The organism is Streptomyces sp. Alt3, from assembly GCF_030719215.1.
GTDB lineage: Bacteria > Actinomycetota > Actinomycetes > Streptomycetales > Streptomycetaceae > Streptomyces > Streptomyces glycanivorans.
The window spans coordinates 5,800,848-5,823,712 of record NZ_CP120983.1; the positions used below are offsets into that span (position 1 = coordinate 5,800,848).

Sequence of the window (22,865 nt, forward strand, 5' to 3'; positions counted from 1 at the left end):
TGTCTCGGGCGCATTGCGGGCGGGCGACCATGTTGAATTCTGGGAAAAGCTGCCTGTCACCAGGAGGGCAACGAGAGCGCCGCGGCGCACGTCGCAGCAGACAAGCACCGCGCTGGGACCGCTTCCGGTGGGCGGCACGGCACGGATCGTCTCGCACGAGGTCGCAACCGACCCCGAGACAGCGTCTCGACACGGTCCCGGACAGTCGGGTGACGGTGCTGTGAGCCGTACCGACGGTGCCGGTCCGGGGTTACGCGTTCTCCGGGGGCGTTTTGCGTGCGGCGGACGCCGGACCCGTGGGGCGGGCGCGATCGAGCCCCCTCAGGCAGCAGCTCGGCGGGCGTGCGGAGTTGCCGCCCCAGGCGGCGCGGACCAGCTCCTGATGCGGAGACGCGCGTCCAGTCCGGACATCCCTTTGTGGATCACCAAGATCCATGACCGCACTGCCGCGACAGAAGATGATCACCCTCGGCCGCCGGCCGACCGCCGGGCCGTTCATGCCATTCCCTCCGGCACCGCTGCCGCAGCACGAGCCGGCCCGGGGCTACCGGGAGTCCGCCGTGACGGGCCAGCAGATCTCGGTGTGCGTGGGGTCCGAGCCCTCGATCGAGAGGTAGTGCTCACGCACGGGCCCCGGAACGCCGATCTGTCGCTCCATGATGTAACTGCCCAGGGCGCCGCAGACTCGGTCCGCCCCTTCGCGGTCACCCGTGTGCACGGCCACGGCGTAGCGGGTGGCCGGCAGACTGATCTCCACCAGCCGGGTGTCGGCCGGGGGCGGGACATCCATGGGGACGAAAAGCGTTGCCCTGCCCGTCTCGTCGGTGAACAGCTCTCGCGTGACGAGCCCGCCCAGCGGGCCGCGCGGGGCTTGCTCGACACGGGGCAAGGCGGTGCGGATCTCCCGCAGGGCGTCCGCGTACCAGGTGTAATAGTCGTCCAGGCTGATCATCGAGGTCAGGGCCCACGCCCGCGTACGGGGCAGCGTGCGGAACTCGACGTCAAGTTGTCCGCTGCTTCCGGTCAGGAGTTCACGCAGTGTCTGGACGGCCTTGCCGGTTTCCCTCAGCTGGTCCTCCATACGCGTCAGATGCGTGGCGATGATCGCGTTGCGGTCCTCGGTCCTCTCGGCGGCCAGTACGGCCTTGACCTCCGGCAGCGGCATGTCCATCCCGCGGTAGCAGCGGATGATCTGTGCCTGGGTGACCTGATCCGTGCCGTAGTGCCGGTACCCGGTGTGCGGGTCGGTGTGAATCGGCTCCAGGAGTCCCACCTCGTGGTAGTACCGCAGCGCCTTCTTGCTCAGGTGCGTCATCAGAGCGAATTCGCCGATGCTGAGGCGTGCCGTCACAACTTCTCCTTCGCGGACGGGCCGCGGAGCTGGGGACCAGGTGCGGAGCGCGGCGCACCGTTCGCGACGGTGCGCGGCGCACCGTTCGCGACGGTGCGCGGAGCAGTGGCGCGGGACTCGTGCGTCACAGTCGCCGCAGCCAGGTTTGACCTTCCCCCTACAGGAAGGTCAATCGTCGGATGCGGCGGGGCCGGTCCACGGCCCTCGAAGCACTTGGACGGGTTGCATCATGGAGAATCTCACAGGGAAGACCGCTCTGGTCACCGGCGGTACCAAGGGGATCGGCGAGGCCATCACGCGCCGCCTGGCGGCCGCCGGCGCCCGCGTCGCCACGACGGCCCGCAGCGAGCCCGCCGGAGGGGTGCCCGCGCACATCGACCGGTTCGTGGAGGCCGACCTTTCCACACCGCAGGGCGCCGAGGACGTTGCCGCAGCGGTGCTGGAGGCCTTCGGCGGCATCGACATCGTGGTCCACAACGCCGGGGGCAGCGATGCGCCCATGGGGCCGGCCGCGAGTTTCAGCGACGCCGACTGGGAGCGGACCCTGGCTCTGAACCTGCTGGCCCCGGTCCGGATCGACAGGGTACTCACCCCGGCCCTCCAGCAGAGCAAGGGTGCGATCGTGCACGTGGCGTCCCTCGGGGCCAGGCTTCCCCACGTCGTCACGGTCCCTTACTCGGCGGCGAAGGCCGCCCTGAGCAGCTACAGCAAGTCGCTGGCCACCGAACTCGGCTCCTCGGGCGTGCGGGTCAACCGGATCCAGCCCGGATTCATCGAGACGGCCGGCACGGAGGTGTTCATGGACCAGATCGCGGCGAACGGGGGCACCGACCGCCAGGCAGCACGTCAGATCGTCATGGATGCGCTCGGTGGAGTCCCGCTCGGCCGCCCCGGCCGCCCGGAGGAGGTCGCCGACCTGGTGGCATTCCTCGTATCCGACGCAGCCCGGTACATCACCGGAATCGACGCCACCATCGACGGAGGCGCCAACCCTGCCGTGTGACGCAGGCAGTCCCTCGTGCAACGGGTGGCAGCGGAATCGTGGTTGCTGAGAGCGAAAATAGGTTCTTCGTCGCACCCGGAGCGAAGTCGACTGTCGATGCCAGACGCACGAGCGTGACGGTCGGTACGGAATTTTTGATCCGGTGAACTCTGCGCCCGGCGTCAGTGGCGACTGTCGTCGGCTCATGGCGTCAACTTGGAGGCCGAGCCCAGGCAGCCCTCCCGTGACGTAGGACCCGCCGCTCCCTCTGGGCGCGAAACAGAAAGATCAGAAAGGGAAACACCAATGAAGTTCGGGGTGAACTGCACCTTCACGGACCGATCGACCATGTCCCCGGCCGAGTACGGTCGAGCCGTCGAGGAGCGGGGATTCGACTCGATTTTTCTCGCCGAGCACACTCACATCCCCGTCGATGAGAGGTCGCCGTACCCCTTCGGTGATCGCCCGGCCTCCCTCCATCACACCATCGACCCTTTCGTGGCACTCACCGCGATGGCCGGCACCACCCATCATCTGCTTCTCGGGACGGGAATAGCGTTGGTGGCACAGAGGGACCCGATCACCACGGCGAAGCTCATCGCATCTCTGGACCTGATCTCGCGCGGTCGGTTCATCTTCGGGATCGGATCCGGATGGAACGCCGAAGAAATGGCGAATCACGGTGGAGATCCCGCCAGGCGTGGCGCAATCGCGACTGAGCATGTTCTCGCGATGAAGGAGATTTGGCGCCACGACAAGGCAGAGTTCCACGGCAAATTCGTGGACTTCGATCCCATCTATTCGTGGCCCAAGCCCGTCCAGCGCCCGCATCCCCCGGTCTATGTCGGCGGAGGAGAAAAGGCATTCGCCCGGGTGTGGAGGTCGGAGACGGCTGGTTCCCCAACCCTCGGTCGCCCGACGGGCTGAAGCCGAAGATTGAGCGGCTGCGCGAACTCGCAGGCCGCGAAGTCCCCGTGACGGCCCTGCATGTGGGACCGGCCATGGCTGAGATCGTCGGCGGGTACGAACAAGCAGGTGTGGAGAGGATCGTCTTTCCTCTCGACACGGAGGCGCCCGACCCGCTGCAGGACCTCGACGATCTTGCCGCGCTCACCGCTGGCCCGGCGGCCGACCGTGCCGGTTCCCCCGCAGGGGCGCGTTCGGACTCTGTCGGGACAGACGGAGCGGCGTAGAGCCCGCGTTGCCTCCAGCGGTTCCGGCTCCTGTCCGCCAGACATCCGGCAGCGAACCGAGCGGGATGCGCGCCGCCTCCCTGCCCTGACCTCCGCACGCGGATCACCGGACCGCGGAGTCGCCCGGCCTGTCGGCCGCGCGGCTACGTGAACAGGTAGGCGGCCACGTGTCCCACGACGCAGCCTGAAGACCGGATCGGGTCAAGCGCGGTCCCGGCCCGCACGCCGCTGTGCCCGGAACACGCCGCTGTGCCTGGATGAGGACGCCCGCCGTGCGCGGCATGGCGCGGCGGCAGGCGGTCCGGGTGGTCAGGCGGCGCAGTCGTACTGCGTGGTCAGGTTCTCCACGGCTTCGAGGATCACGGTCCGCGAGTCCTTCATCAGTGACGGGTAGTCCCAGTCCCGCCCGGTGATGGCGACGGGTGAGATCTTCAGGGTGACCGTGACGTACCGTGCGTCGGGCCTCCGCATCTCCTTCTGGCACCCGTCCGGCAGCTGGACCTCGCTCTGTCGCGGGCCCACCCAGCCCGTGAGGCCGTTCCCGACAGCGGTGGCGCCCTCCGGACGGTCGTCCGGTGTGTCGGTGGAGCTGACGTCCAGGGTGTACTGGAGCCGCTTGCTGTTCTTGTCGTCGGTGTTCCGCCGGTTGACGGAGCAGATGGTGGAGAAGACCGGGTCCGCCGGCTTGGCTGTGGATCCGGAGCTGTTCGGGACGAACTCGTCGGCCAGGACCTCTCCGCCCTTGCCGTCCTGGAGCAGACCCGCGGTCTGCTCCGTCAGCATGCCGAGACACAGGTTCTGCTCGCGCAGTCTCTTGAGCTCCGTCGGCCAGAGTTGGACCGCCGCGACGACCGCCGCCGCGAGAACGAGTACGGCCGGCAGGACCAGGTACTTCTTGTTCATGGCTACGGCTGTCCCATCTTCTTCTGGGCGTCCTCGATGCCGTACTGGTACCAGTTCTCGGCGGTCGACTGGAGATGGTCCTCGTACTCGCCGGGGCTCGCGTCCAGTTCCTCCTCCGTGAGGCCCTTCTTCATCGCCGTCTCGCGCATCATGGCGTCCATCTGCTTCTCGCCGTTCTCGAAGTGGTCGACCATGTTCTTGCGGGTGTCCGCGTCGACCTCGGCGTTGAGATCGTTCATGTACGCGGCCGTGCCCACGTCGACCGAGCGCTGGATCACGTCGCCGACGACGGGGATGGCCGTCAGGGGCGTGCCGATGACGTGGTAGTTCATCATCTTGTTCCAGCCGTTGGCGTCCTTCTCCGCCTGGCCGAGGTCGTAGATGACGTCGCCGCGCACGCCGTCCAGATGGCCGAGCACCGACGCGGACTGCTTGACCCAGGCGCGCAGTTCCGGGTCCTCCTGGCGGAACGAGTCCGCCGGGTAGCCGCTCATCCCCTCGGCGATCACCACACTCTGCGAGTGGTGGATGACACCGAACGCCTTGGGGTCCTCGGCGGCGCCGCGCACGATGCGGAGGAGGTCGCCCCGCTCGATCTCGAGGTTGTTGAACTCGGTGGGCCCGTCCATGTTCTTGCCGAGGATCTGGTGGACGTCCGAGGCGTAGTCCCCGAGCATGTTCCCCACGCTCGTCCGCATGGACAGGGGCACGGAACTCTGGTTCTTCGGTGCGTCCTCGCCGCTGTACTCCTTGAGGACCCGCTCGAAGATCGCGGCCTCCGCGTCGTCGTGGTGAGCGCGGACGCCGTGCAGCGGGCTGCCCGGCTCGCGGCCGGTGGCACCGGCCTCCAGCGCGGCGCCGAACTCGGTGCGGGCCGAGGTCTGCTTCAGCTCGTCGGGCATCTCGTCCTCGACGGCGGCGCCCGGCCAGTCGCGGTCCTCCATGAAGTACTTGAGGTTGTCGGTGGTGTTCGGGTCGAAGTAGTGGGTGGAGGCGGAGGGGTTGCGGCTCATCGCGTTCAGCAGGCCCTTCATCGGGTCCTCCTGCGTGCCCTGCCAGTTCTTCATGACGCCGTCGTAGGCGTCGTCGTTGTCCGTCTCCCAGTCGCGGATGGTGTCGCCGACCTCGGTCAGGAACGCCTCGCTGTAGACCGGGTCGCCCTTGTCCTTGTCGTACGGGGAGGCCTTCTCGTCGTTCGGGTCGTACTTCTTGTCGCCCGCGTCCGCGGCCATCAGGTCCGTGAGGTCCTTCAGCGTCGTGGCCCCGCCGCCGATGGCTCCGGGGTGCTGACGGGGGAGGCCGTTGCCGTCGCGGGCCGTGGTGATGAGCTTCTCGGTCCAGGCCGAGTTGATCCCACCGGGGGAGCCGATCGAGGACTCGGGGCCGGTGGCGGTGGCCAGTGAGCCGGACAGTGCCTTGTAGAGACGGGCGTCGGAGCTGGAGAGCTGGCCGTCGCGGCCGCCCGACTCCAGGCTGCTGGCGAGCAGCAGCACGGCTTCCTGCTGGTCCCGGCCCCGGTAGCTGAGGTTCGTCATCAGCTGTTCGGCGAAGGCGGGCGAGTCCTTGCCCTCCTCGGCGAGCGTGATGAGCCGCTCGCGCTCGTCGTCGTCGAGGTGTTCCCAGCGGGCGTAGAGCTTGGCGGCCTCGCGGCCGTTCTCCGCCTGCTGCTTCTCGTCGGCGCGCATCCTCCTGGCGTCGGCGACACCGCCGAGGTCGGTGCTGCCGAAGTCGTTGGGGTGGTTGCGGATCAGTGCGCGCAGACCCCAGGCGCAGAGCTCGTCGGCCTCGTTGGCACGTTTCAGGATGCCGTCGATCTTGCCGCGCAAAGCCTCGAACTGGGCTTCGGTGGCGAGGGGTTCGGTGCTGTCCTTGGACCTGCGGTCGGGGTGTATTCGATGGCTGAGGACGCCGTCGGGGTAGATGGTGATGCCCGGCGGCGGGTTCTCGTACGTGTGCTTGAGGTCGTCCTGGGCCGACTTGAAGAGGCCGTGTGCGTCCTTGAGGAGGTCGCGCACCGACTCCGCCTCGGTGACGGCGTCACCGAATTCCTTGGCGGTCTTGGTGACGAACTCCTTGGTGACGGTGGCGTTCTCGCCCTTCCAGCTGGACTTGTCGGCCTTGGACTTCATGGCCGAGGCGTCGGTCTTGAGAGGGGAGGTCAGCTTGGCGATCATCTCGGTCCACTGAGTCACCGCGGTGTCGAGCGGGCCGAGCCGGACGGAGAGGAGCTGCTCGAAGGTGGGCACGGTGGCGGCTCCTTACTGGAAGTACTTGCTGATCTGGGACGCGGGGACGGCCCCGTCGGCCTCCGGGGCGACGGGCCCGACGATGCGCAGCTGTGTCTCGATCCACTCGTCGTCAGCCTTCTTCGAGGCCTTCGTGTAATCGAGGTGGTTGGAGATGTGGGCGCATGCCTGCAGGAGGGTCTTCACCTGCGTCTCCCAGGTCCCGGTCACTTCCGTGAAAGCCGCGCCGGTGTCGAACCCCTCGCTCTTGAGGCCCGTGCCGGCGGTCTCACTCGCCACTTTCGCGTGCTTGCCGGTCGACTCGAGACCGTTGAACAGCTCGAAGGCGGCGTGGCCGATGTCCCCCAGCTCGTCGTCCGAGACCACGTAGTCGGCCGATCCCTTCGCCGGCGCCGACCCACCGCTGTCACCGGCCGAGTTCAGCCTCATCGCGGCGGCGGCCTTCAGTTGGCCCCATTCCTCTTCGAACGACATGATCCACACCCCGTGCACTGATAGAAAGCGGTCTAGCGCGCCAAGATACCTGCGTGATCAAACGATTTTCCAGCAAACGTCTTCGGCCTCCGGTGCCGGTACCGGTGCTGGGGTGTCTACGCGGCTCACCGGGGCCGGACGGCTGAACCGGGTCAGCTGAACGCGCGGCGGTAGCTGTGCGGGCTGACGCCCGTCGTCCTCTTGAAGCGGTCACGGAAGGCCGTCGGTGAGCCGAAGCCGACCTGGGAACCGATGCGTTCCACCGTGTGCCCGGTGGACTCCAGGAGGTGCTGGGCCTGGCGGATGCGGGCGCGGTGCAGCCACTGGAGAGGGGTCGTGCCGGTCTGTTCGCGGAAGCGGCGGATCAGCGTCCTGGTGCTGACTCCGGCGTGGGCCGCGATGTCGGTGAGGGTGAGGTCGGCCGCCAGGTTCTCCCGGAGCCAGGTGAGCGGCGGTTCGAGGGTGCTGCCCTGTGGGGTGGGCGCGTGGTCGTGGACGATGAACTGCGCCTGTCCTCCCTCCCGTTCCAGCGGCATGACGGAGAGCCGGGCCGCGTCGGCGGCTACGGCGGAGCCGTAGTCCTTGCGGATCATGTGCAGGCACAGGTCCAGTCCGGCGGCGGCCCCGGCCGAGGTGAGGATCCGGCCGTTGTCGACGTACAGGACGCCGGGGTCGACCTCGACGTCCGGGTAGGTGGCGGCCAGGAGGCCGGCCGCGAGCCAGTGGGTGGTCGCCCGCAGGCCGTCCAGCAGTCCGGTGGCGGCCAGCGGGAACGTGCCCGAGCAGATGGAGGCGATGCGGGTGCCGTCCCGGGCGGCGGCCCGGAGCGCGTCATGGACGGCGGGACTGAGCGGGGCCGCCGGGTCGGCCGTACCGGGCACGATGACCGTGTCCGCGCCGGTGAGTCCTTCCAGGCCCCAGGGCGCGCGCAGGGTGAAGGAGCCCGCGTCGGTCTCCCGCTCCTCGGCGCACACGCGGATCTGGTAGCCGGGACGGCCGTCGGGCAGACGGGTGCGGGTGAAGACCTCGATCGGGGTGGAGAGGTCGAACGGGATCACCTGGTCCAGCGCGAGAACGGCGACGGTGTGCATGGCGTAAAGCTACCCGGCCACCGCATTCACGCCAGGTCTCCGGATGCCTGGCACCTGCCGGGGAACCAGCTCGTGGGGCTGTGAGCAGGCTTGGCACTATCCCGTTGGAGTGTGTCACTCCTGCCTGTGGGAGACGGCGGAGCAGGCGATTAGCGTCGGGAGCGAACCCGGCACGGACCGGGCCGTCCGATGCGGAGGACCTCTCTCCATGCACGCCCAGATCGTCCTGTTCGACGGTTTCGACCCCCTCGACGTCATCGCGCCCTACGAAGGCCTCCACGCGGGCGGCGCCGCTTCGGGCGGGCTGGTGACCGTGGAGCTCGTGTCCGCCGAAGGACCGCGTGAGGTGGTGAGCGGGACCGGAGGCCTGGCGCTGCGTGCCACGGCAGGCCTGGACCCCGAACGGGCGGACCTGGTCCTCGTGCCCGGGGCCTCGGGCCGTGTCGGTGAGCCCGGTGAAGCCGCCGTTCACACACCGGGAGCCGGGGACCGGCAGCAGGACGAGCCCGTCCCGGTCCTGCTGGGCCGCACGCTCACCACCGGGCTGCCCGCGCTGCTGAGGACCGCCGTGGCCGACCCCGGTGTGACCGTCGCCGCGGTGTGCGGAGGCACGCTCGTCCTGGCCATGGCCGGCCTCCTGGAGGGCCGGCACGCCACCACCCACCACCTGGGTCTGGACATGCTCGACGCCACAGGTGTCCACGCGGTACGGGCACGCGTCGTCGACGACGGCGACGTCGTCACCGGTGCCGGTGTCACCTCCGGGCTCGACCTGGCCCTCCACCTCCTGGAGCGCGAGGTGGGACCGCGGGTCGCCCACGCGGTGGAGGAACTGTTCGCCCACGAGCGGCGCGGCATCGTCTGGCGTGACCGGGGGCCCGTCGCGGCCGCCCTCTGACCAACGCTCCACCCGCTCCTCGTACACCTGACCCGAAGGAAAAGCGCACATGACCGTCGAAGGCGTCTGGGACCTGTCCGTATCCACACCCATCGGCCTGATCGAGGCCGTCGTCGAACTGCGCCGGGAGGACGGCCTCCTGCGCGGGGCCGCCCACGGCGCGGGGGAGGAGGTTCCGCTGAGCGACGTCCGTCTGGACGGCGACCGCCTCACCTGGAAGCAAGCCGTCACCACGCCCGTGCGCCTGAACCTGGCCTTCGACATGACGGTCACCGGCGACACCCTGGCCGGCACGTCCAGGGCCGGGCGGCTGCCCGCCTCCAGGGTCACCGGCCGCCGCCGCACCCTCCCTCCGGCCGGGGAGCCCCGTCGATGACGAAGCTCTTCCTCTCCCTGCACGTCCTGGCCGTGGTCATCGCCATCGGCCCGGTCACCGTCGCGGCGAGCATGTTCCCCAGGGCCCTGCGCACGGCACACGGCGATCCCGGTGACGGCGACGCACGGTCGACCCTGCGGCTGCTGCACCGCATCTGCCGCGTCTACGGCGCCGTCGGCATCGCCGTACCCGTGTTCGGGCTCGCCACGGCCGGCAGCCTCGGCGTCCTCGGCAGCGGATGGCTGATCACGTCGATCCTCCTGACCGCCGCGGCCGCGGGCCTGCTGGTCCTGCGGATCCTGCCCGGCCAGGACGGCGCCCTCACCGCCGTGCAGGCCGACGACACCGTCACGGCCCCCGCGGTCGCCGCCCGCCTGGCCATGCTGACCGGCGTGTTCAACCTGCTGTGGGCCGTGGTCACCGTACTGATGATCATCCGCCCGGGCTCCACCACGGGAGCATGACCGTGCCACTGCGCCCCCTGCGCATCGCGGCCCACGCCGAACTCGCCTCGCTGGTCGTCATGCTCGCCAACCTCGCCACAGCCCACATCCCGTCCGTCTCCTCCCTGACGGGCCCCACGCACGGCTGCGCGTACCTGTTCGTCGTCGTCGCGACCTGGCGCCTCGACCGGGCCTCGACCGGCGTCCGGGCCGTGGCGTTCGTCCCCGGCGTCGGTGGCCTCCTCGCCCTCCGCCGGCTCAGCCGTCCCGTGCCCTCACCGGCCGGTGAGGGCACTGCCCGCCCACCGGAGGTCTCCGAGGCCGGGGCCGGGCCGTGACGGCTGCCGCACCCCCTCGCGGTCGCGGTCGCTACCATCCCGTGTGACCGAAACAGCCAAACAAGGTGTACCCCGCACACGCATACTCGCCGACCTGACGCCGCTGCGCGCCTCGCCCGACTACCGGCGGCTCTGGTTCGGGAACACCGTTTCCTGGATCGGGCAGGGCATGACGGCCCTGGCCGTATCCCTCCAGGTCTACGACATCACCGGGTCCGCCTTCTCCGTCGGGCTGATCGGTCTCTGCTCGTTCGTCCCACTGGTGCTCCTCGGGCTGTACAGCGGGGCGGTCGCCGACACCGTCGACCGGCGCAAGCTGGGGCTCTTCAGCGCCACCGGATCGTTCCTGCTCTCCGTGGTGCTCGCCGCGGTGACCTTCGCCGGGGTCGAGCACGTGGGGCTGCTCTACACGGTCGTAGCCCTTCAGGCCGTCTGCTTCGCCCTCAACTCCCCGGCCCGCAGCTCGATGATCGCCCGGCTGCTCCCCGCCGAACAGCTGCCCGCCGCCAACGCGCTCAACGCCATGACGTCCACCACTGGCGGTCTGGCGGGGCCGATGGTCGGCGGTCTCATCGTCGGCTGGTGGGGCTACCGGGCGGCGTACACCGTCGACGCCGTCACCTTCACCGCCTCGCTGTACGCGATGTGGCGGCTGCCCTCGATGCTGCCCGACCGGAAGGGCGGGGAGAACGGCGCCGCGCGGGCGTCCGTCATGGACGGTCTGCGTTTCCTCGGTACCCGGCCCAACCTGCGGATGACCTTCTTCAGCGACCTGAGCGCCATGGTGCTGGCCCACCCGCGCGCGCTCTTCCCCGTGGTCGCCGTGGTGTGGTTCGGCGGCGACGCGAAGACCACCGGGCTGCTCGTCGCCGCCCCGGCGCTGGGGGCCCTGCTCGGCAGCGTGTTCTCGGGCTGGCTGAGCCGCATCCGGCGCCACGGGCTCGCGGTGCTGATCGCCGTGTGCGGCTGGGGCGGGGCCATCGCCGTGTTCGGGCTCACCCGGCAGCTCTGGCTCGGGCTGCTCCTGCTGGCGCTCGCCGGGTGCGCGGACTCCATCTCGATGGTCTTCCGCAACACCATGCTCCAGGCCGCGGTCCCCGACGACATGCGGGGCCGGCTGCAGGGCGTGTTCATCGTCGTCGTCGCGGGTGGCCCACGGCTCGGCGATCTCGTGGCCGGCTCCGTCGCGGACCTGACGTCACCGGCCGTGGCGGTCACCGGCGGCGGCATCGCGTGCGTGGTGGTGGTGTGCCTGCTGGGGCTGCGCTGGCGCGGCTTCGCACGCTACGACGCGCGCGATCCGCAGCCCTGAGACACCGGGCGCGGCTGTCCGGGAACGGCCCGCCGGTAGAGTCGGGGCCCGGGAACGGCGCCAGTTGGGGGACTGATGACGGCAGTGGACGCGGTACCGATGGTCTTCGTGCACGGGACGCGCTTCAGCGCGGGGCAGTGGAGCACGCAACTCGCCGCGCTGCGGGACGAATTCCCGGTGGCCGCCGTCGACCTGCCCGGCCACGGGGAGCGCTCGGCCCAGTCCTGGAGCCTGGCCGCCGCGACGGAGATCATCGCCTCGGCCGTGGACTCGCTCGACCGCGGGCCCGCCCTGGTCGTCGGGCACTCCCTCGGCGGATACGCCTCGCTGGAGTTCGCGCGACACCGTCCGGAGAGGCTACGAGGGCTGGTCCTCGCGGGAGCCAGTGCCTCCACCCGGGGCCTCCGGGCAGCACCGTACCGGTGGGTCGCCAGGCAGGTGCCCCGTGTTTCCGCGGACCGGCTGACCCGATGGAACGACCGGCTGCTGCGCCGTCTCCACCCACCGGAGGTGGTGGACGCGACCATCCGTTCCGGCTACGCCTTCCACACCCTGCCGGCGGCCTGGGACGAGGTGATCGGACGCTTCGACGCCGGTGCGATGCGTCATGTGAAGGCGCCGGTCCTCATCCTCAACGGCGAGAAGGACACCGTCTTCCGGTCCGACGAAGCGGAATTCGCCCGCGCGCACCCCCGTGCCCGCGTCGAGCTGATCCCGCGGGCCCGGCACCTGGCGAACTTCGACGCACCGGATGTCTTCACCGACGCCGTCCGCCGTTTCGCCCGTGAACTCGCCGCCGGGGACTGAGCGCACCACGGCCCGGACCGCCCCGCGGGCGCCCCGGCCACCGTCCATTCCCCGGAACGCCGCCGTCCGGCATACGGGCGGCACTTGTCGCCGAGCCCGCGGCGCCGCCAGGATTGCCCGCATGGCCACAGCTCTCGTGTCGCGGCGTCACGTGGATCTCCCGCGCGTCCCGACCATGCTCTGTCCGGCCGGCCCCGGCTGTCCGTGCTGTCGCTGACGTGACACCCCGCCGGCCCTGACACCGGCCCCCTGACGCCGTCGCGTCCCCGGTCCGGGCCTCCGGAGACACCCCGGTCCGCGCCTCCGGCGCACCGCCCGCCCGGTCGGGCGCTCGTACACCCGCGCACCAGCACGACCGCCGTGCGTCCCCCGCCGCCGTCCAGCCCCACGAGGATCCTTCATGCCCGAGAACCCGCTCCTCCTCCACTGGTTCCTCCCCACGGGCGGTGACGGCCGCGATCCCGGCGGAGTCACGGCCGTGCAGGGGAGGACCGGCGCCGCCACCCGCCGTCCCGCGGACATCGGCTACCTGGCCCAGGTGGCTCGCGCCGCCGAACAGGCTGGATTCCACTCGCTGCTGACCCCCGTGGGGCTCGGATGTGTAGATCCGTGGATCCTCACCGCGGCCCTCACCCAGCACACCGACCGCATCGGGTTCCTGGTCGCCTTCCGCGCCGGTTTCGCCAGCCCGACCCTGCTGGCCCAGCAGGCCGACGCCTTCAGGCGGTTCGCCGGAGGGCGGCTCAGGCTCAACGTCGTCACCGGTGGTGACCCGGCCGAACAGCGGGCCTACGGAGACCACCTGGACCACGACCGGCGCTACGAGCGCACCGACGAGGTGATGGGTGTCCTGCGCGACCTCCTCGACGGCAAGCGCGTCGACCACCACGGCGAGCACCTGCGGATCGACGGCGCCCAGCTCCACGAGCCCGCCGTCCAGTACCCCGTGCCCCTCTACTTCGGCGGAGCCTCCCCGGCGGCCGAGGCCGTCGCCGTGCGCCGGGCCGACGTACAGCTGCTCTGGGGAGAGCCCCCCGCGGCCCTCGCCGGGCGCATCGACCGGCTCCGCGCCGCAGCCCCCGAACTGCGTTACGGACTACGGCTGCACGTCATCAGCCGGGACACCGCCGCCGAGGCGTGGGCGGAGGCGGACCGCATTCTCGCGGGCATCGACCCGGAGGCGGTCCGGGCCAGCCAGGAGCGGTTCGCCCGCATGGACTCCACCGGCCAGACCCGGATGACCGCGCTGCACGCGGGCTCCGCCGACGCCGCGAAGCTGGAGGTCGCCCCGAACCTCTGGGCGGGCATCGGCCTCGTACGGGAGGGCGCCGGCACGGCGCTGGTCGGCTCGCACGACGAGGTCGCCGAGCGGCTGTACGAGTACCGGCGCCTGGGCATCGGCGAGTTCGTCCTCTCCGGCTACCCGCACCTGGAGGAGGCATTCCGGGTGGGCGAGGAGGTCGCACCCCGGCTGCGCGCGCTCCTCGCGAGGGCGGAAGCCTGATCGGGGTACGGGGACCCGCCCGTCAGGAGACCTCGGTGACGTCCGGCATCTCGCCCCCGGTCGTCGAGGGGTCGAACAGCGAGAACACCGCGCCCTGCGGGTCCGTCAGCGAGGCGAACCGGCCGAACGGGATGGTCATCGGGCCGAACCGGAGCTCAGCCCCCAGGGACTTCGCCTTCTCCACCGCGGCGTCGCAGTCGGCGACGCCGAAGTAGACGTTCAGGTGGGCCGGTACCTGGGGCGGGAACTCCTCGCCCATCTTCATCCGGCCGAGCACCGGGTCGGCGCCCAGGTCGTAGAGCGAGAAGTCGATCGCGGCGTCGTCCAGGTGCTTCACCCCGTACCCGAAGACGGACGAGAAGAAGGTGTCCGCCTTCTCCGGCTCCCGGGTGTAGATCTCGGCCCAGGAGAAGGCACCGGGCACCGCCTGCGCCTCGAACCCCTTGTGGCTGCCCGCCTGCCACACCCCGAAGGCCGCCCCGCCGGGGTCGGTGGCCAGCACCATCGTCCCGAAGTCGCCGACGCGCATGGGCTCCACCAGCACCTCGCCCCCGTGCTCGCGGATCTTCGCCGTGGTACCTGCCGCGTCCGGGGACGCCAGGTACAGGCACCAGGCGTTCGGCGCGTCCTGGCCCGGCATCGGCGGCGACAGCGCGGCGACCGCCCTGCCGTCCACATGGGCCTGCGTGTACCCGCCGTACTCCGGCATGGACTCACCGTACGTCCAGCCCAGGAGCTCACCGTAGAAACGCTTCGCCCCTTCGAGGTCGCCGAACGTACCGTCGGCCCAGCACGGTGTGCCCTCGTATTCTGCGGCCATGGCCCGGACCTCTCCTCGTACGGTGGGTGCCCCTCCTTCCGACGGTAGCCAACCCCCGCCCGGTCGGCTCGCCGAGTGCTGCTCAGCCCTCCGGGACGGCGGGCCCGACCACCGACCGGGCCACTCCCAGCTCCACCAGGTCCTGCGGGCGCAGCCTGAGCTGGTCGGCGGTGGACCGCACCTCGTCCGGACCGCGTTTCAGGATGGCCGCCGCCAGTTCCGGCGCGATCACCGAGAAGTAACTGTCCGAGGTGACATGGGTGTTGCCCGGGGCGGCCAGGGCCAGTGCCCCGCCGGAGCCGCCCTCGCCGATCACGAGCGTCGTCACGGGGACCCGGGCGCCGGCGACCGCCGCGAAGGCGTCCGCGATGGCGGCGCCCGCTCCCGCCCGCTCCGCCTCCGCGTCGTTGGCCGCGCCCGGGGTGTCGATCAGGGTGAGCACGGGGAGGCCGAGCCGGTCCGCGAGCCGGATCACCCGGGCGGCCGTGCGGTAGCCCGCGGGGCGGGTCGCGGTGCCGCACTGCGCGGCGTACGCCACGGGCCGTCCGGCGTGCGTGCCCACCCCGCAGAGCAGCCCCGGATCCCTGCCGCCGCAGCGGTCGCCCTCGATCGGCAGCCGGTGTTCGAAGTAGGCGTCCAGATAGGCCTCCGCCCGTGGCCGCGCCGCCGCCCGTGCCCGCTCCACAGCGTCCCAGCCGGTCGCGGGCAGCTCAGCGGCGGACAGGGCGCCCGGCACCGGGGCGGCCCGCGCCGGGCCGGTGACCGTCAGCGCTGCCAGCCAGCGGCCCAGCACCCCGGGCAGCTCCCGAGGCGCGACGACCGCGTCGATCTGGCCGGCGGCCAGCTGCCCCTCCGCCGAGTACGCGTACGGATCCGCGTCGGCGGGCCGCACCCTGGAGCCCGCGAAGCCGATCTGCGCCCCGGGCAGGGCCAGCACCACATCGGCGCCCGCCCCCACCGTGGCCCAGCCCCCGCCGGTCGTCGGATCCCGCAGTACCGCGATCTGCGCCAGCCCCTCGGCCCTCAAAGAGGTGGACGCCCGGGCCACGCGCTGCAGCTGTATCAGCGCGATCATGCCCTCCTGCATCCGACTGCCCCCGGTGGCGACGAGAGAGACGAGCGGCAGCCGCCGCTCGGCCGCCAGCGCGTACGCGGCCTCCAGACGGTCTCCGGCGTGCCCGCCCAGGGAGCCGCCCAGGAAGCCGAACTCGAACGACACCAGGACGCACTGCCGGTCCCCGACGGAGGCGGTCCCGTACACGACGGACTCCTCCTCGCCGGTCCGTGCCGAGGCGCGCGCCCTGGACTCCCCGTAACCGCTCCAGCCGAGCGGGCCGTCCGGCGGTGCGGGGCGCAAGGCCGGACGGTGTTCCGTGAAGCTCGCCGCGACGGCGGAGATCGCCTCCCGCGCCGACATGCGGGCGCACCCGGAGTCAGGCACCGAGCGACCTCTTCATGATCTTGCCCAGTTCGTTGCGGGGCAGGGCGTCGAGGTGGCGGACGACGCGCGGGCGCTTGTGCGGCGCCAGCAGGTCCGCCACATGCTCGGCGAGCTCCCGCTCACCGGGGGGCGCCGCCGGGTCCTCCGGCACCACCCAGGCGACGATCCGCTCGCCGAGGTCCGCGTCCGGCTCGCCGGTGACGGCCGCCTCACGCACGCCGGGGTGCTCCAGGAGGGCGTTCTCGATCTCGCCCGCGCCGATCTTGTAGCCGCCGCTCTTGATCAGGTCGGTGGCCTTGCGGCCGACGATCCGGACGTAGCCGTCGGGGTCGATCGTGGCCATGTCGCCCGTGCGGAAGAAGCCGTCCTCGGTGAAGGCTGCCGCCGTGGCGTCCGGGCGGTTCAGGTACCCGGTGAAGAGGTTGGGCCCGCGCACCTGGATCTCGCCGATGGACGTGGTGTCCCCGAGCACGGTGCCGTCCTCCTCGACGAGCCTGAGCTCGACGCCGGACAGCGGCGGTCCGACCGTCCCGGCGCGGGGCTCGCCGTCGGCCCGTACGCCCGTGTTCATGAGGGTCTCCGTCATCCCGTACCGCTCGACGACCGCGCGCCCGGTGGCCGTGGCGATCCGTTCGTGGTCGTGGACCGGGAGCGCCGCCGAGCCGGAGACCAGCAGCCGGGCGCCCGAGAGGGCCTTCGCGAGGTCCCCGGGACCGTCCGGACCGGTCAGCGCTCCCGCGAGCCGGTGGTACATCGTCGGCACGCCGAACAGCATCGTGCCCCCGGAGAGCAGCTCCCGGGCCACCCCCTCGACGGAGAACCTGCCGAGGTGACGCACGGAGCCGCCCCTGCGCAGCGGGCCGAGGACGCCCAGGATCAGCCCGTGCACGTGGAACAGCGGAAGGGCGTGGACGAGGACGTCCTCACCGGTCCAGGACCAGGCGTCCTCCAGCGCGTCCAGCGACGCTGCGATCGCCCGGCGGGGCAGGACGGCCCCCTTGGGCGGGCCCGTCGTGCCGGAGGTGTAGACGACCAGGGCGGGGGACTCCTCGGAGGGCTCGGGCAGGGCGGCCCCGGCAGGACGATCGGACGCGAGCGTGCCGACGTCCAGGCGTTGCAGTCCGCCCAGCGCGGGCGGCAGTACGTCGGCCGCCCCGGCCAGCACCATGGACGGCGCGCTGTCCGCGACGATGTGCGCGAGTTCCCGCTCACCGGTCCTCGGGTTGAGCGGCACGGCGGGCACCCCCGCCCGGAGTGCCGCCACGACGGCGACGACGGTCTCCGGGGTGGACGTGGCCCAGACGGCGACGCGGCCCGCCCCCGCGATCCGGGCGGCGAGGGAGGCGGACGCCTCGTCCAACTGTGCGTAGGTCAGGACGTGTTCGCCGAACCGGACGGCCTCGGGGGAGTCGGTCCGGCCGGACGCTCCGCGCAGCGCGGGCAGAAGAGAGGTCACCCGCCGAGCCTATGGGGTGCCCGCAAGCCCGCACCCGGTATGCGACACCCCGGGCATCCCGGCACACCGGCATCCCGGACACCCCGGCATTCCCTGTGCCCTCCCGCCCGGAGCCGCGGTCAGCCGTCGCGCCGGATGGTGCGCATCCGGCCGTAGGCGTAGACGGCGCCCGCCAGCGCCAGGTCGGAGAGCAGCATGAAACCGATCGAGTACGAGCTCTTCGCGCTGTAGATCGCGCCCATGACCAGCGGGGGGACGAATCCGCCGAGCCCGCCCATCGCGCCGACGATGCCGGTGACGCTGCCCACCTTGGCCTGTGGCGTCACCTGCGACACCAGGGCGAAGACGCTTCCGCTCGCGGTGCCGAGCCCCGCCGCCATGGCGAGCAGCGCGATCGTGCCGAGCGGGTTAAGCGGCGGGTCGAAGGCCTGGACGATGGCCATCAGCGCCGCCAGCAGCAGAGCCGCGGCCGTGACGAGGGCGGGGTGGACCCGGTCCGACAGCCAGCCCCCGATCGGCCGGAAGACGACGGTGACCAGCGCGAATCCCGCCGCCTTTGTGCCCGCCTCGGTCGGGGACATCTCGTACCAGGTCTTCAGATACGTCGGCAGGTACACGCCGAAGGCGACGATGCCGCCGAAGCCGATCGCGTACAGCGCGGACAGCTCCCAGGTCACCCGCAGCCGGCCCGCCTCTCCCAGCCGGTGGCCCAGCGAGTCCGTGGGCACCTTGCGGCCCGGGTGGTCGGTGATGAGGACCGCGGCGAGGAGCGAGTACACGAGGAGCGCGCCGGCGACGATCCAGAACGGCAGGTTCACGTCGTGCCTGGCGATCCGCGGCGTGAAGTAGCCGGACAGCGCGACGCCGCCCATCCCCATGCCGAAAACCCCCAGCGCCAGCCCTCGTTTCGCGGGCGGGAACCAGGAGTTGACCAGGGGGATACCGATCGCGAACGTCGTTCCGCCGAGGCCGAGCAGGAAGCCGACGGCCAGCATGGCCCCGTAGTTGTCCTTCGCCGGGATGAGCAGCAGCACCGGGACGATCGTCAGGGCCGAGACGGCGGGGAACATCAGCCTGGCGCCGAACCTGTCGGTCAGCGCGCCCGCCGGGATGCGGCCGAGCGAGCCGACCAGCACGGGCACCGCCACCAGCAGCGACTGCTGGAACGAGCTCAGACCCAGCCGGTCCTTGAAGTCCCCCGACAGCGGCGAGATCAGGTTCCACGCCCAGAAGGTCAGCGTGAAACCGATCGTGGCCATGATCAGGTTCCGGTAGGCGGCGGCGGATTGCTTCCGGTCCGGGGCGGGGGGCTGCGCGGCGGTTGTTTCCACACCGCAAGTCAAGGGCGGAGGGGGAGGGCGGGGCACGGCGGGTTGAGCCATCCGGGTGGACGGCACACGGCAGTTCTCCCTAGGGAAGACGCACTCCGGGCGGCCCCCCGGAGCCCGTCCGGAGGCCGTTTCGGGTCCCCGGCTGGGAGAATCACGGGTATGGACCGGTTGGACAGAGAGATCCTCGGCATTCTCCAGGAGGACGCCCGGATCTCGTACCGCGATCTGGGCGTACGCGTCGGGCTCAGCGCCAACGCGGCGGGCGACCGCGTGCGCCGTATGCGCCGCGACGGGGTGATCCGCGGCTTCACGGTCATCGTCGACCCCGCCGCCGACACCCGTTCGGGCCTCGTCGTCTTCATCGACGTCTCGTTGCGCCTCGACACGACGAACGAGGAGTTCGAGCGCTCGGTGCTGACCCTGCCCGGCATCACCGAGGTGGTGCACGTGACGGGCGGCCACGACTACCTCGTACGCGCCACGGCGGCCGACCCCGGCTCCCTGGACACACTGCTGCGGCGGCTGAAGAAGGACGCGGGCGTGGCCCACTCCAACACCCGGATCGCACTCAGAGCGGCGCCTGCCAGATGACGGTCGACGACCGGTCGCCGTCCTCGGCGCGCCCGTCGTCGGCGACCACGAGCCTCACCGCCGCACGCCCGTCGGGCAGCCGCGCCGTCGCGTCCACCTCCACCTCGACGGCCGACACCCCCTCCCGCCGGTGCGCGCCGGCCAGGGCCCCGCGCAGCACGTCGAGCAGTTCGCCGTCCACCGGCTCCGTCACCAGGGCGTCCACCGCCCCGGTGAACTGCACCGACGGCTGGAATCCGAGTACCGCCGCCGCGCCGCCCGTCTCCCTCAGGACCCGGCCTCGGAAGGTCGTGGGCGCCTCCGCCGGCGGTTGCTGGAGCGCGAAGATCGCGGTCCTGACCTCCTGGATGGTGGAGTCCAGCTCGTCGACCGCGTGCCCGAGCAGCTCGGCGGTCTCCGTGTCCCCGGCCAGATCCCCACGACGCGTCGACTCCAGCATCATCTCCGTCGCGAACAGCCGCTGTACGACGAGATCGTGCAGGTCACGGGCGATGCGGTCACGGTCCTCGTAGACCGCCAGCTGCTCCCTGTAGTGCTGGGCGTCCGCCATCACCAGGGCGAGCGCGGCCTGGGAGGCGAACTGGGAGGCGAGCAGCCGGTCCATCGCGGTGTACGGAGCGCCACCGCGTCTCCGGGGGAGGGCGAGCGTGCCGATGAGCCGGCCTCCGCTCTGCAGCGGCAGCATCATGCTGGGGCCGTACCGGGACCGTACCGCGGTCGTCATCCGTTCGTCCGTCGCCGAGTCCTCGATGAAGACCTCCTCACCGCCCAGCAGCTGGACGAGGACGGGGGAGCCCGGCTCGATGGCCGTGCCCACGATGCCCGCCGGATCGTCGAGGGTGGAGGCGGCGACGATCTCCATCCCGCCTTCCGGGGTCGGCAGGAGGATCACCCCGGCCGCCGCCCCGGCCAGCACCCTGGCCCGCTCGGCGACCGTCGTCAGGGCGTCCGTCGTACCCGCCCCGGTCAGCAGCGCCCGGGTGACCGCGGACGCTCCCTCGATCCAGTGCTCCCGCCGCCTCGCCGCCTCGTACAGGTGGGCGCCGCCGATCGCCGCGGCCGCCTGGGAGGCCAGCAGCCGCAGCAGCGCCAGTTCGGTGTCGGTGAATCTGCCCGGTTCCTCCGCGGTGAGACAGAGACTGCCGAGCACCTCGGTGTGGACCCGGACCGGCGCGCCCAGGAAGGAACGCGCAAGGAGGGGAGCCGGCACCTCCCGGGGCCGCGGCCCCGCCGTCAGATCGTCGACGCGGACGGCCCGCGCATCGCCCACGAGCGCCCCGAGAACCCCGGTGCGCCCGTCCAGGAGTGGGCCGGCGGCGCGTCGTTCGTCGTCGGACATCCCGGCGGTGAAGAGGTCCGTGACCCGGCGGTCCCCCTCGTGGAAGAGGGCCAGGGCGCCGTGGCGCGCACCGGCCAGCGCCGTGGCGGTGTCCACGATGCGCTGGAGGGTGGTCCGCAGGTCGAGGCCCGTCCCGGCCACCGGTGAGCGCTCCGGCTCTCAGCCCGCGACCGGGGCGAGGGACAGAGGCTGGACCGTGCCGTCCAGCATCGCGCCCAGCCCCAGTACGGAGCAGACGTCCGGCCGTTCGGCGATGTTCACCGGCACGCCCGTCGCCTCGCGCAGCATCTGGTCGAACCCCGGCAGCAGGGCGCTCCCGCCGACCATCATGATCCCGGACTCCGCGATGTCGGCCACCAGGTCGGGCGGGCAGTCGCGCAGCACCTTGCCCAGCCCGTCGAGCACGGCGGTGAGCGGGGCGTGGATCGCCTGGCGCACGGCGGCGGTGTCGACCTGCACCGAACGGGCCAGGCCGGTGGCCACGTCCCGCCCGTGGATCTCCGTCACCGCGGGACCGTTGAGCGTGAGGCCGTTGCCCCGGAGCGCCAGTTGCAGGGGGCGCACCGACTGGCTGGGCAGCATCAGCTGGTGGTGCTGGCGCAGGTGCTGGATGACCGCGTTGTCGATGGCCTCGCCGCCGACCGGGACGCGTACGGCGGTCACGATCGAGCCGAGCGAGAGCACGGCGATCTGAGTGGTCGCAGCCCCGCACACCATGATCATGGTGGCGGTCGGCTGCTCGACCGGAAGCCCGCAGCCGAGGGCCGCCGCGATCAGGGTGTCCACCAGTTCCACCCGCCGGGCCCCGAGCCCCACGAGGGTCTCCACGGTCGCCCGCTGGGCCAGCGGATCGGCGTCGTGCGGGGTGCAGGCGGCGGCCCGCAGCCGGGGCTTGCGGCGCAGCTGGCGGCGGAGCTTCTCACCGAGCAGGTGGCGCAGCATGCGCTGCGCCATGTCGATGTCGACGACGGTCCCGCCGGAGACCGGGCGGGCCACCCGGATGTAGGCGGGCGTACGGCCCGTCATCTGTTCGGCGAGCGCGCCGACCGCGATGAGCGAGCCGGTACGCGTGTTCACGGCGGCGACACTGGGCTCGTCGACGACGAGACCCACTCCCTTGACGTACACGCGGGTCCTCGCGGCCCCGAGGTCGACGGCGATGTGGCAACGGCGCAACTGTTCGAGACTGACGGTCACGGCAAGGTCTCCCGAGAGCGCTGGCGGCGGGCACCGGCGGCAGCCGGTCCTCCTTGCATCGTCAGGCCGTGGCGGGGGAGACGCGCGCTGAGTGGGCCGTAGGAGGGACCCCGAGCTGACGGCGCGACAGATGTCAGGCGGAGCCCGGCAGCAGTCGCTGGAACAGCCCCCAGGTGAACTCCGCGACGCAGGGCCTCCCGCCGGCCGGGTCGGTGAACGCCAGCGCCCAGCGGGTCGGTGCGCTGCCCTCCATGGGGCGCACCGGGGCGAAGGCCCTGGCCACCTCGTCCACGGTGCAGGACCACGGGCGCAGGTCGGCGGCGGTGCGCGGCTCGGGACCCGCCGAACCAGGGGCGCGGACCAGCCATTCGTTCCACACGGCTCCACCGGGGCCCGTCATCACCTCGAAGCGCAGGTCCGGCCAGAGCGGCAGCGGCCACAGCAGCGCGTCGCACTCCAGGTCGCCGACCTTCCGGCGTACGGACGACTCGGGCTCGCCCAGCACCGAGCGGTAGCGGCGCAGCGCCCCCCGGCCGCGCGGGGCGCGCAGCATCGCCTGCCAGCGGCGGTTCGCCTCCCGCATCTCGGCGAGCGACGCACTCAGTTCATGACGGGCTTCCTCCACCAGGTCCGGCTGGTGGTCGGCCATCCGGCGCAGCAGGACGAGCTGGAACTGGAGAGGCCCGAACGGGGCGGGAGCGGTCATGGGACCCATCCTGCCGCCTGCCACGCGCGAGGTAGGGCGCGCACCGGAGTCCCGGATTCCACACAG

At 71.6% G+C, this 22,865-nt stretch carries 23 protein-coding genes; 11 read left to right on the plus strand and 12 right to left on the minus strand.

Translation table 11 applies throughout. The features are described from left to right. Positions 1 to 544: 544 nt before the first annotated feature. Complete coding sequence (locus P8A20_RS25470) at positions 545 to 1,351, minus strand: MerR family transcriptional regulator (RefSeq protein ID WP_306104302.1); 807 nt, start codon at positions 1,349 to 1,351, stop codon at positions 545 to 547. A gap of 229 nt (positions 1,352 to 1,580) precedes the next feature. Between P8A20_RS25470 and P8A20_RS25475 the strand changes: the two genes are divergently transcribed. The 3 genes from P8A20_RS25475 to P8A20_RS38760 all read left to right on the plus strand — a co-directional run bounded on the left by P8A20_RS25475 (position 1,581) and on the right by P8A20_RS38760 (position 3,526). Then, on the plus strand, positions 1,581 to 2,354 hold the full coding sequence (locus P8A20_RS25475) for an SDR family oxidoreductase (RefSeq protein ID WP_306104303.1): 774 nt from the start codon (positions 1,581 to 1,583) through the stop codon (positions 2,352 to 2,354). A 285-nt stretch (positions 2,355 to 2,639) separates the two neighbouring features. Then, the gene (locus P8A20_RS25480; RefSeq protein WP_327436106.1) at positions 2,640 to 3,260 is read left to right on the plus strand and encodes an LLM class F420-dependent oxidoreductase; all 621 of its coding nucleotides are present in this window, start codon (positions 2,640 to 2,642) and stop codon (positions 3,258 to 3,260) included. A 74-nt stretch (positions 3,261 to 3,334) separates the two neighbouring features. Beyond that, entirely contained in the window at positions 3,335 to 3,526 is a 192-nt protein-coding gene (locus tag P8A20_RS38760; RefSeq protein WP_327380122.1) for a hypothetical protein, read from the plus strand. 309 nt (positions 3,527 to 3,835) lie between these two features. Here the strand turns inward: P8A20_RS38760 and P8A20_RS25485 are convergent, their stop codons facing one another. The 4 genes from P8A20_RS25485 to P8A20_RS25500 form a co-directional block, all read right to left on the minus strand. Continuing rightward, a complete protein-coding gene (locus P8A20_RS25485; RefSeq protein ID WP_306104304.1) occupies positions 3,836 to 4,429 on the minus strand; it encodes a hypothetical protein in 594 nt (197 codons plus the stop codon). 2 nt (positions 4,430 to 4,431) lie between these two features. Then, a complete protein-coding gene (locus P8A20_RS25490; RefSeq protein WP_147961378.1) occupies positions 4,432 to 6,675 on the minus strand; it encodes a DUF6571 family protein in 2,244 nt (747 codons plus the stop codon). A 12-nt stretch (positions 6,676 to 6,687) separates the two neighbouring features. Further along, positions 6,688 to 7,149, minus strand: a complete 462-nt coding sequence (locus P8A20_RS25495; RefSeq protein ID WP_147961377.1) for a hypothetical protein — start codon at positions 7,147 to 7,149, stop codon at positions 6,688 to 6,690. Positions 7,150 to 7,301: 152 nt separating this feature from the next. Next, positions 7,302 to 8,240, minus strand: a complete 939-nt coding sequence (locus tag P8A20_RS25500) for a GlxA family transcriptional regulator (RefSeq protein ID WP_306104305.1) — start codon at positions 8,238 to 8,240, stop codon at positions 7,302 to 7,304. 208 nt (positions 8,241 to 8,448) lie between these two features. Here P8A20_RS25500 and P8A20_RS25505 point away from each other — a divergent pair, with 208 nt between their 5' ends. From P8A20_RS25505 to P8A20_RS25535, 7 genes are all read left to right on the plus strand, one after another. Next, a complete protein-coding gene (locus tag P8A20_RS25505) occupies positions 8,449 to 9,138 on the plus strand; it encodes a DJ-1/PfpI family protein (RefSeq protein ID WP_306104306.1) in 690 nt (229 codons plus the stop codon). Between the two features lie 49 nt (positions 9,139 to 9,187). Next, a complete protein-coding gene (locus tag P8A20_RS25510) occupies positions 9,188 to 9,514 on the plus strand; it encodes a hypothetical protein (protein ID WP_147961375.1) in 327 nt (108 codons plus the stop codon). Beyond that, entirely contained in the window at positions 9,511 to 9,978 is a 468-nt protein-coding gene (locus P8A20_RS25515; protein WP_147961374.1) for a hypothetical protein, read from the plus strand. The genes P8A20_RS25510 and P8A20_RS25515 overlap by 4 nt, the downstream gene beginning before the upstream one ends. Continuing rightward, positions 9,975 to 10,295, plus strand: coding sequence for a DUF3817 domain-containing protein (locus P8A20_RS25520; RefSeq protein WP_306104307.1), 321 nt, complete (start codon positions 9,975 to 9,977; stop codon positions 10,293 to 10,295). Before P8A20_RS25515 ends, P8A20_RS25520 begins: the two co-directional genes overlap by 4 nt. A gap of 43 nt (positions 10,296 to 10,338) precedes the next feature. Then, positions 10,339 to 11,607: an MFS transporter gene (locus P8A20_RS25525; protein WP_147961372.1), complete on the plus strand. Its 1,269-nt coding sequence runs from the start codon at positions 10,339 to 10,341 to the stop codon at positions 11,605 to 11,607. A gap of 75 nt (positions 11,608 to 11,682) precedes the next feature. Then, a complete protein-coding gene (locus P8A20_RS25530; protein WP_306104308.1) occupies positions 11,683 to 12,414 on the plus strand; it encodes an alpha/beta fold hydrolase in 732 nt (243 codons plus the stop codon). Between the two features lie 400 nt (positions 12,415 to 12,814). After that, positions 12,815 to 13,918, plus strand: a complete 1,104-nt coding sequence (locus tag P8A20_RS25535) for an LLM class flavin-dependent oxidoreductase (protein WP_147961370.1) — start codon at positions 12,815 to 12,817, stop codon at positions 13,916 to 13,918. 22 nt (positions 13,919 to 13,940) lie between these two features. Here the strand turns inward: P8A20_RS25535 and P8A20_RS25540 are convergent, their stop codons facing one another. The 4 genes from P8A20_RS25540 to P8A20_RS25555 form a co-directional block, all read right to left on the minus strand. After that, a complete protein-coding gene (locus tag P8A20_RS25540; RefSeq protein ID WP_306104309.1) occupies positions 13,941 to 14,738 on the minus strand; it encodes a VOC family protein in 798 nt (265 codons plus the stop codon). Positions 14,739 to 14,820: 82 nt separating this feature from the next. Next, the gene (locus P8A20_RS25545) at positions 14,821 to 16,155 is read right to left on the minus strand and encodes a carboxyl transferase domain-containing protein (protein ID WP_306105200.1); all 1,335 of its coding nucleotides are present in this window, start codon (positions 16,153 to 16,155) and stop codon (positions 14,821 to 14,823) included. Between the two features lie 16 nt (positions 16,156 to 16,171). Beyond that, the gene (locus P8A20_RS25550) at positions 16,172 to 17,635 is read right to left on the minus strand and encodes an acyl-CoA synthetase (RefSeq protein WP_306104310.1); all 1,464 of its coding nucleotides are present in this window, start codon (positions 17,633 to 17,635) and stop codon (positions 16,172 to 16,174) included. A gap of 119 nt (positions 17,636 to 17,754) precedes the next feature. After that, a complete protein-coding gene (locus P8A20_RS25555) occupies positions 17,755 to 18,894 on the minus strand; it encodes an MFS transporter (RefSeq protein WP_147961367.1) in 1,140 nt (379 codons plus the stop codon). 231 nt (positions 18,895 to 19,125) lie between these two features. Between P8A20_RS25555 and P8A20_RS25560 the strand changes: the two genes are divergently transcribed. Further along, on the plus strand, positions 19,126 to 19,557 hold the full coding sequence (locus P8A20_RS25560) for an Lrp/AsnC family transcriptional regulator (RefSeq protein WP_014156425.1): 432 nt from the start codon (positions 19,126 to 19,128) through the stop codon (positions 19,555 to 19,557). Here the strand turns inward: P8A20_RS25560 and P8A20_RS25565 are convergent. The 3 genes from P8A20_RS25565 to P8A20_RS25575 form a co-directional block, all read right to left on the minus strand. Continuing rightward, a complete protein-coding gene (locus P8A20_RS25565) occupies positions 19,535 to 21,037 on the minus strand; it encodes a sensor histidine kinase (RefSeq protein ID WP_147963288.1) in 1,503 nt (500 codons plus the stop codon). The two genes, P8A20_RS25560 and P8A20_RS25565, sit on opposite strands and share 23 nt — an antisense overlap. Positions 21,038 to 21,055: 18 nt before the next feature. Then, a complete protein-coding gene (locus P8A20_RS25570) occupies positions 21,056 to 22,093 on the minus strand; it encodes a rod shape-determining protein (protein WP_147963287.1) in 1,038 nt (345 codons plus the stop codon). 133 nt (positions 22,094 to 22,226) lie between these two features. Further along, positions 22,227 to 22,799, minus strand: a complete 573-nt coding sequence (locus tag P8A20_RS25575; protein WP_147963286.1) for a hypothetical protein — start codon at positions 22,797 to 22,799, stop codon at positions 22,227 to 22,229. Positions 22,800 to 22,865 lie beyond the last annotated feature (66 nt).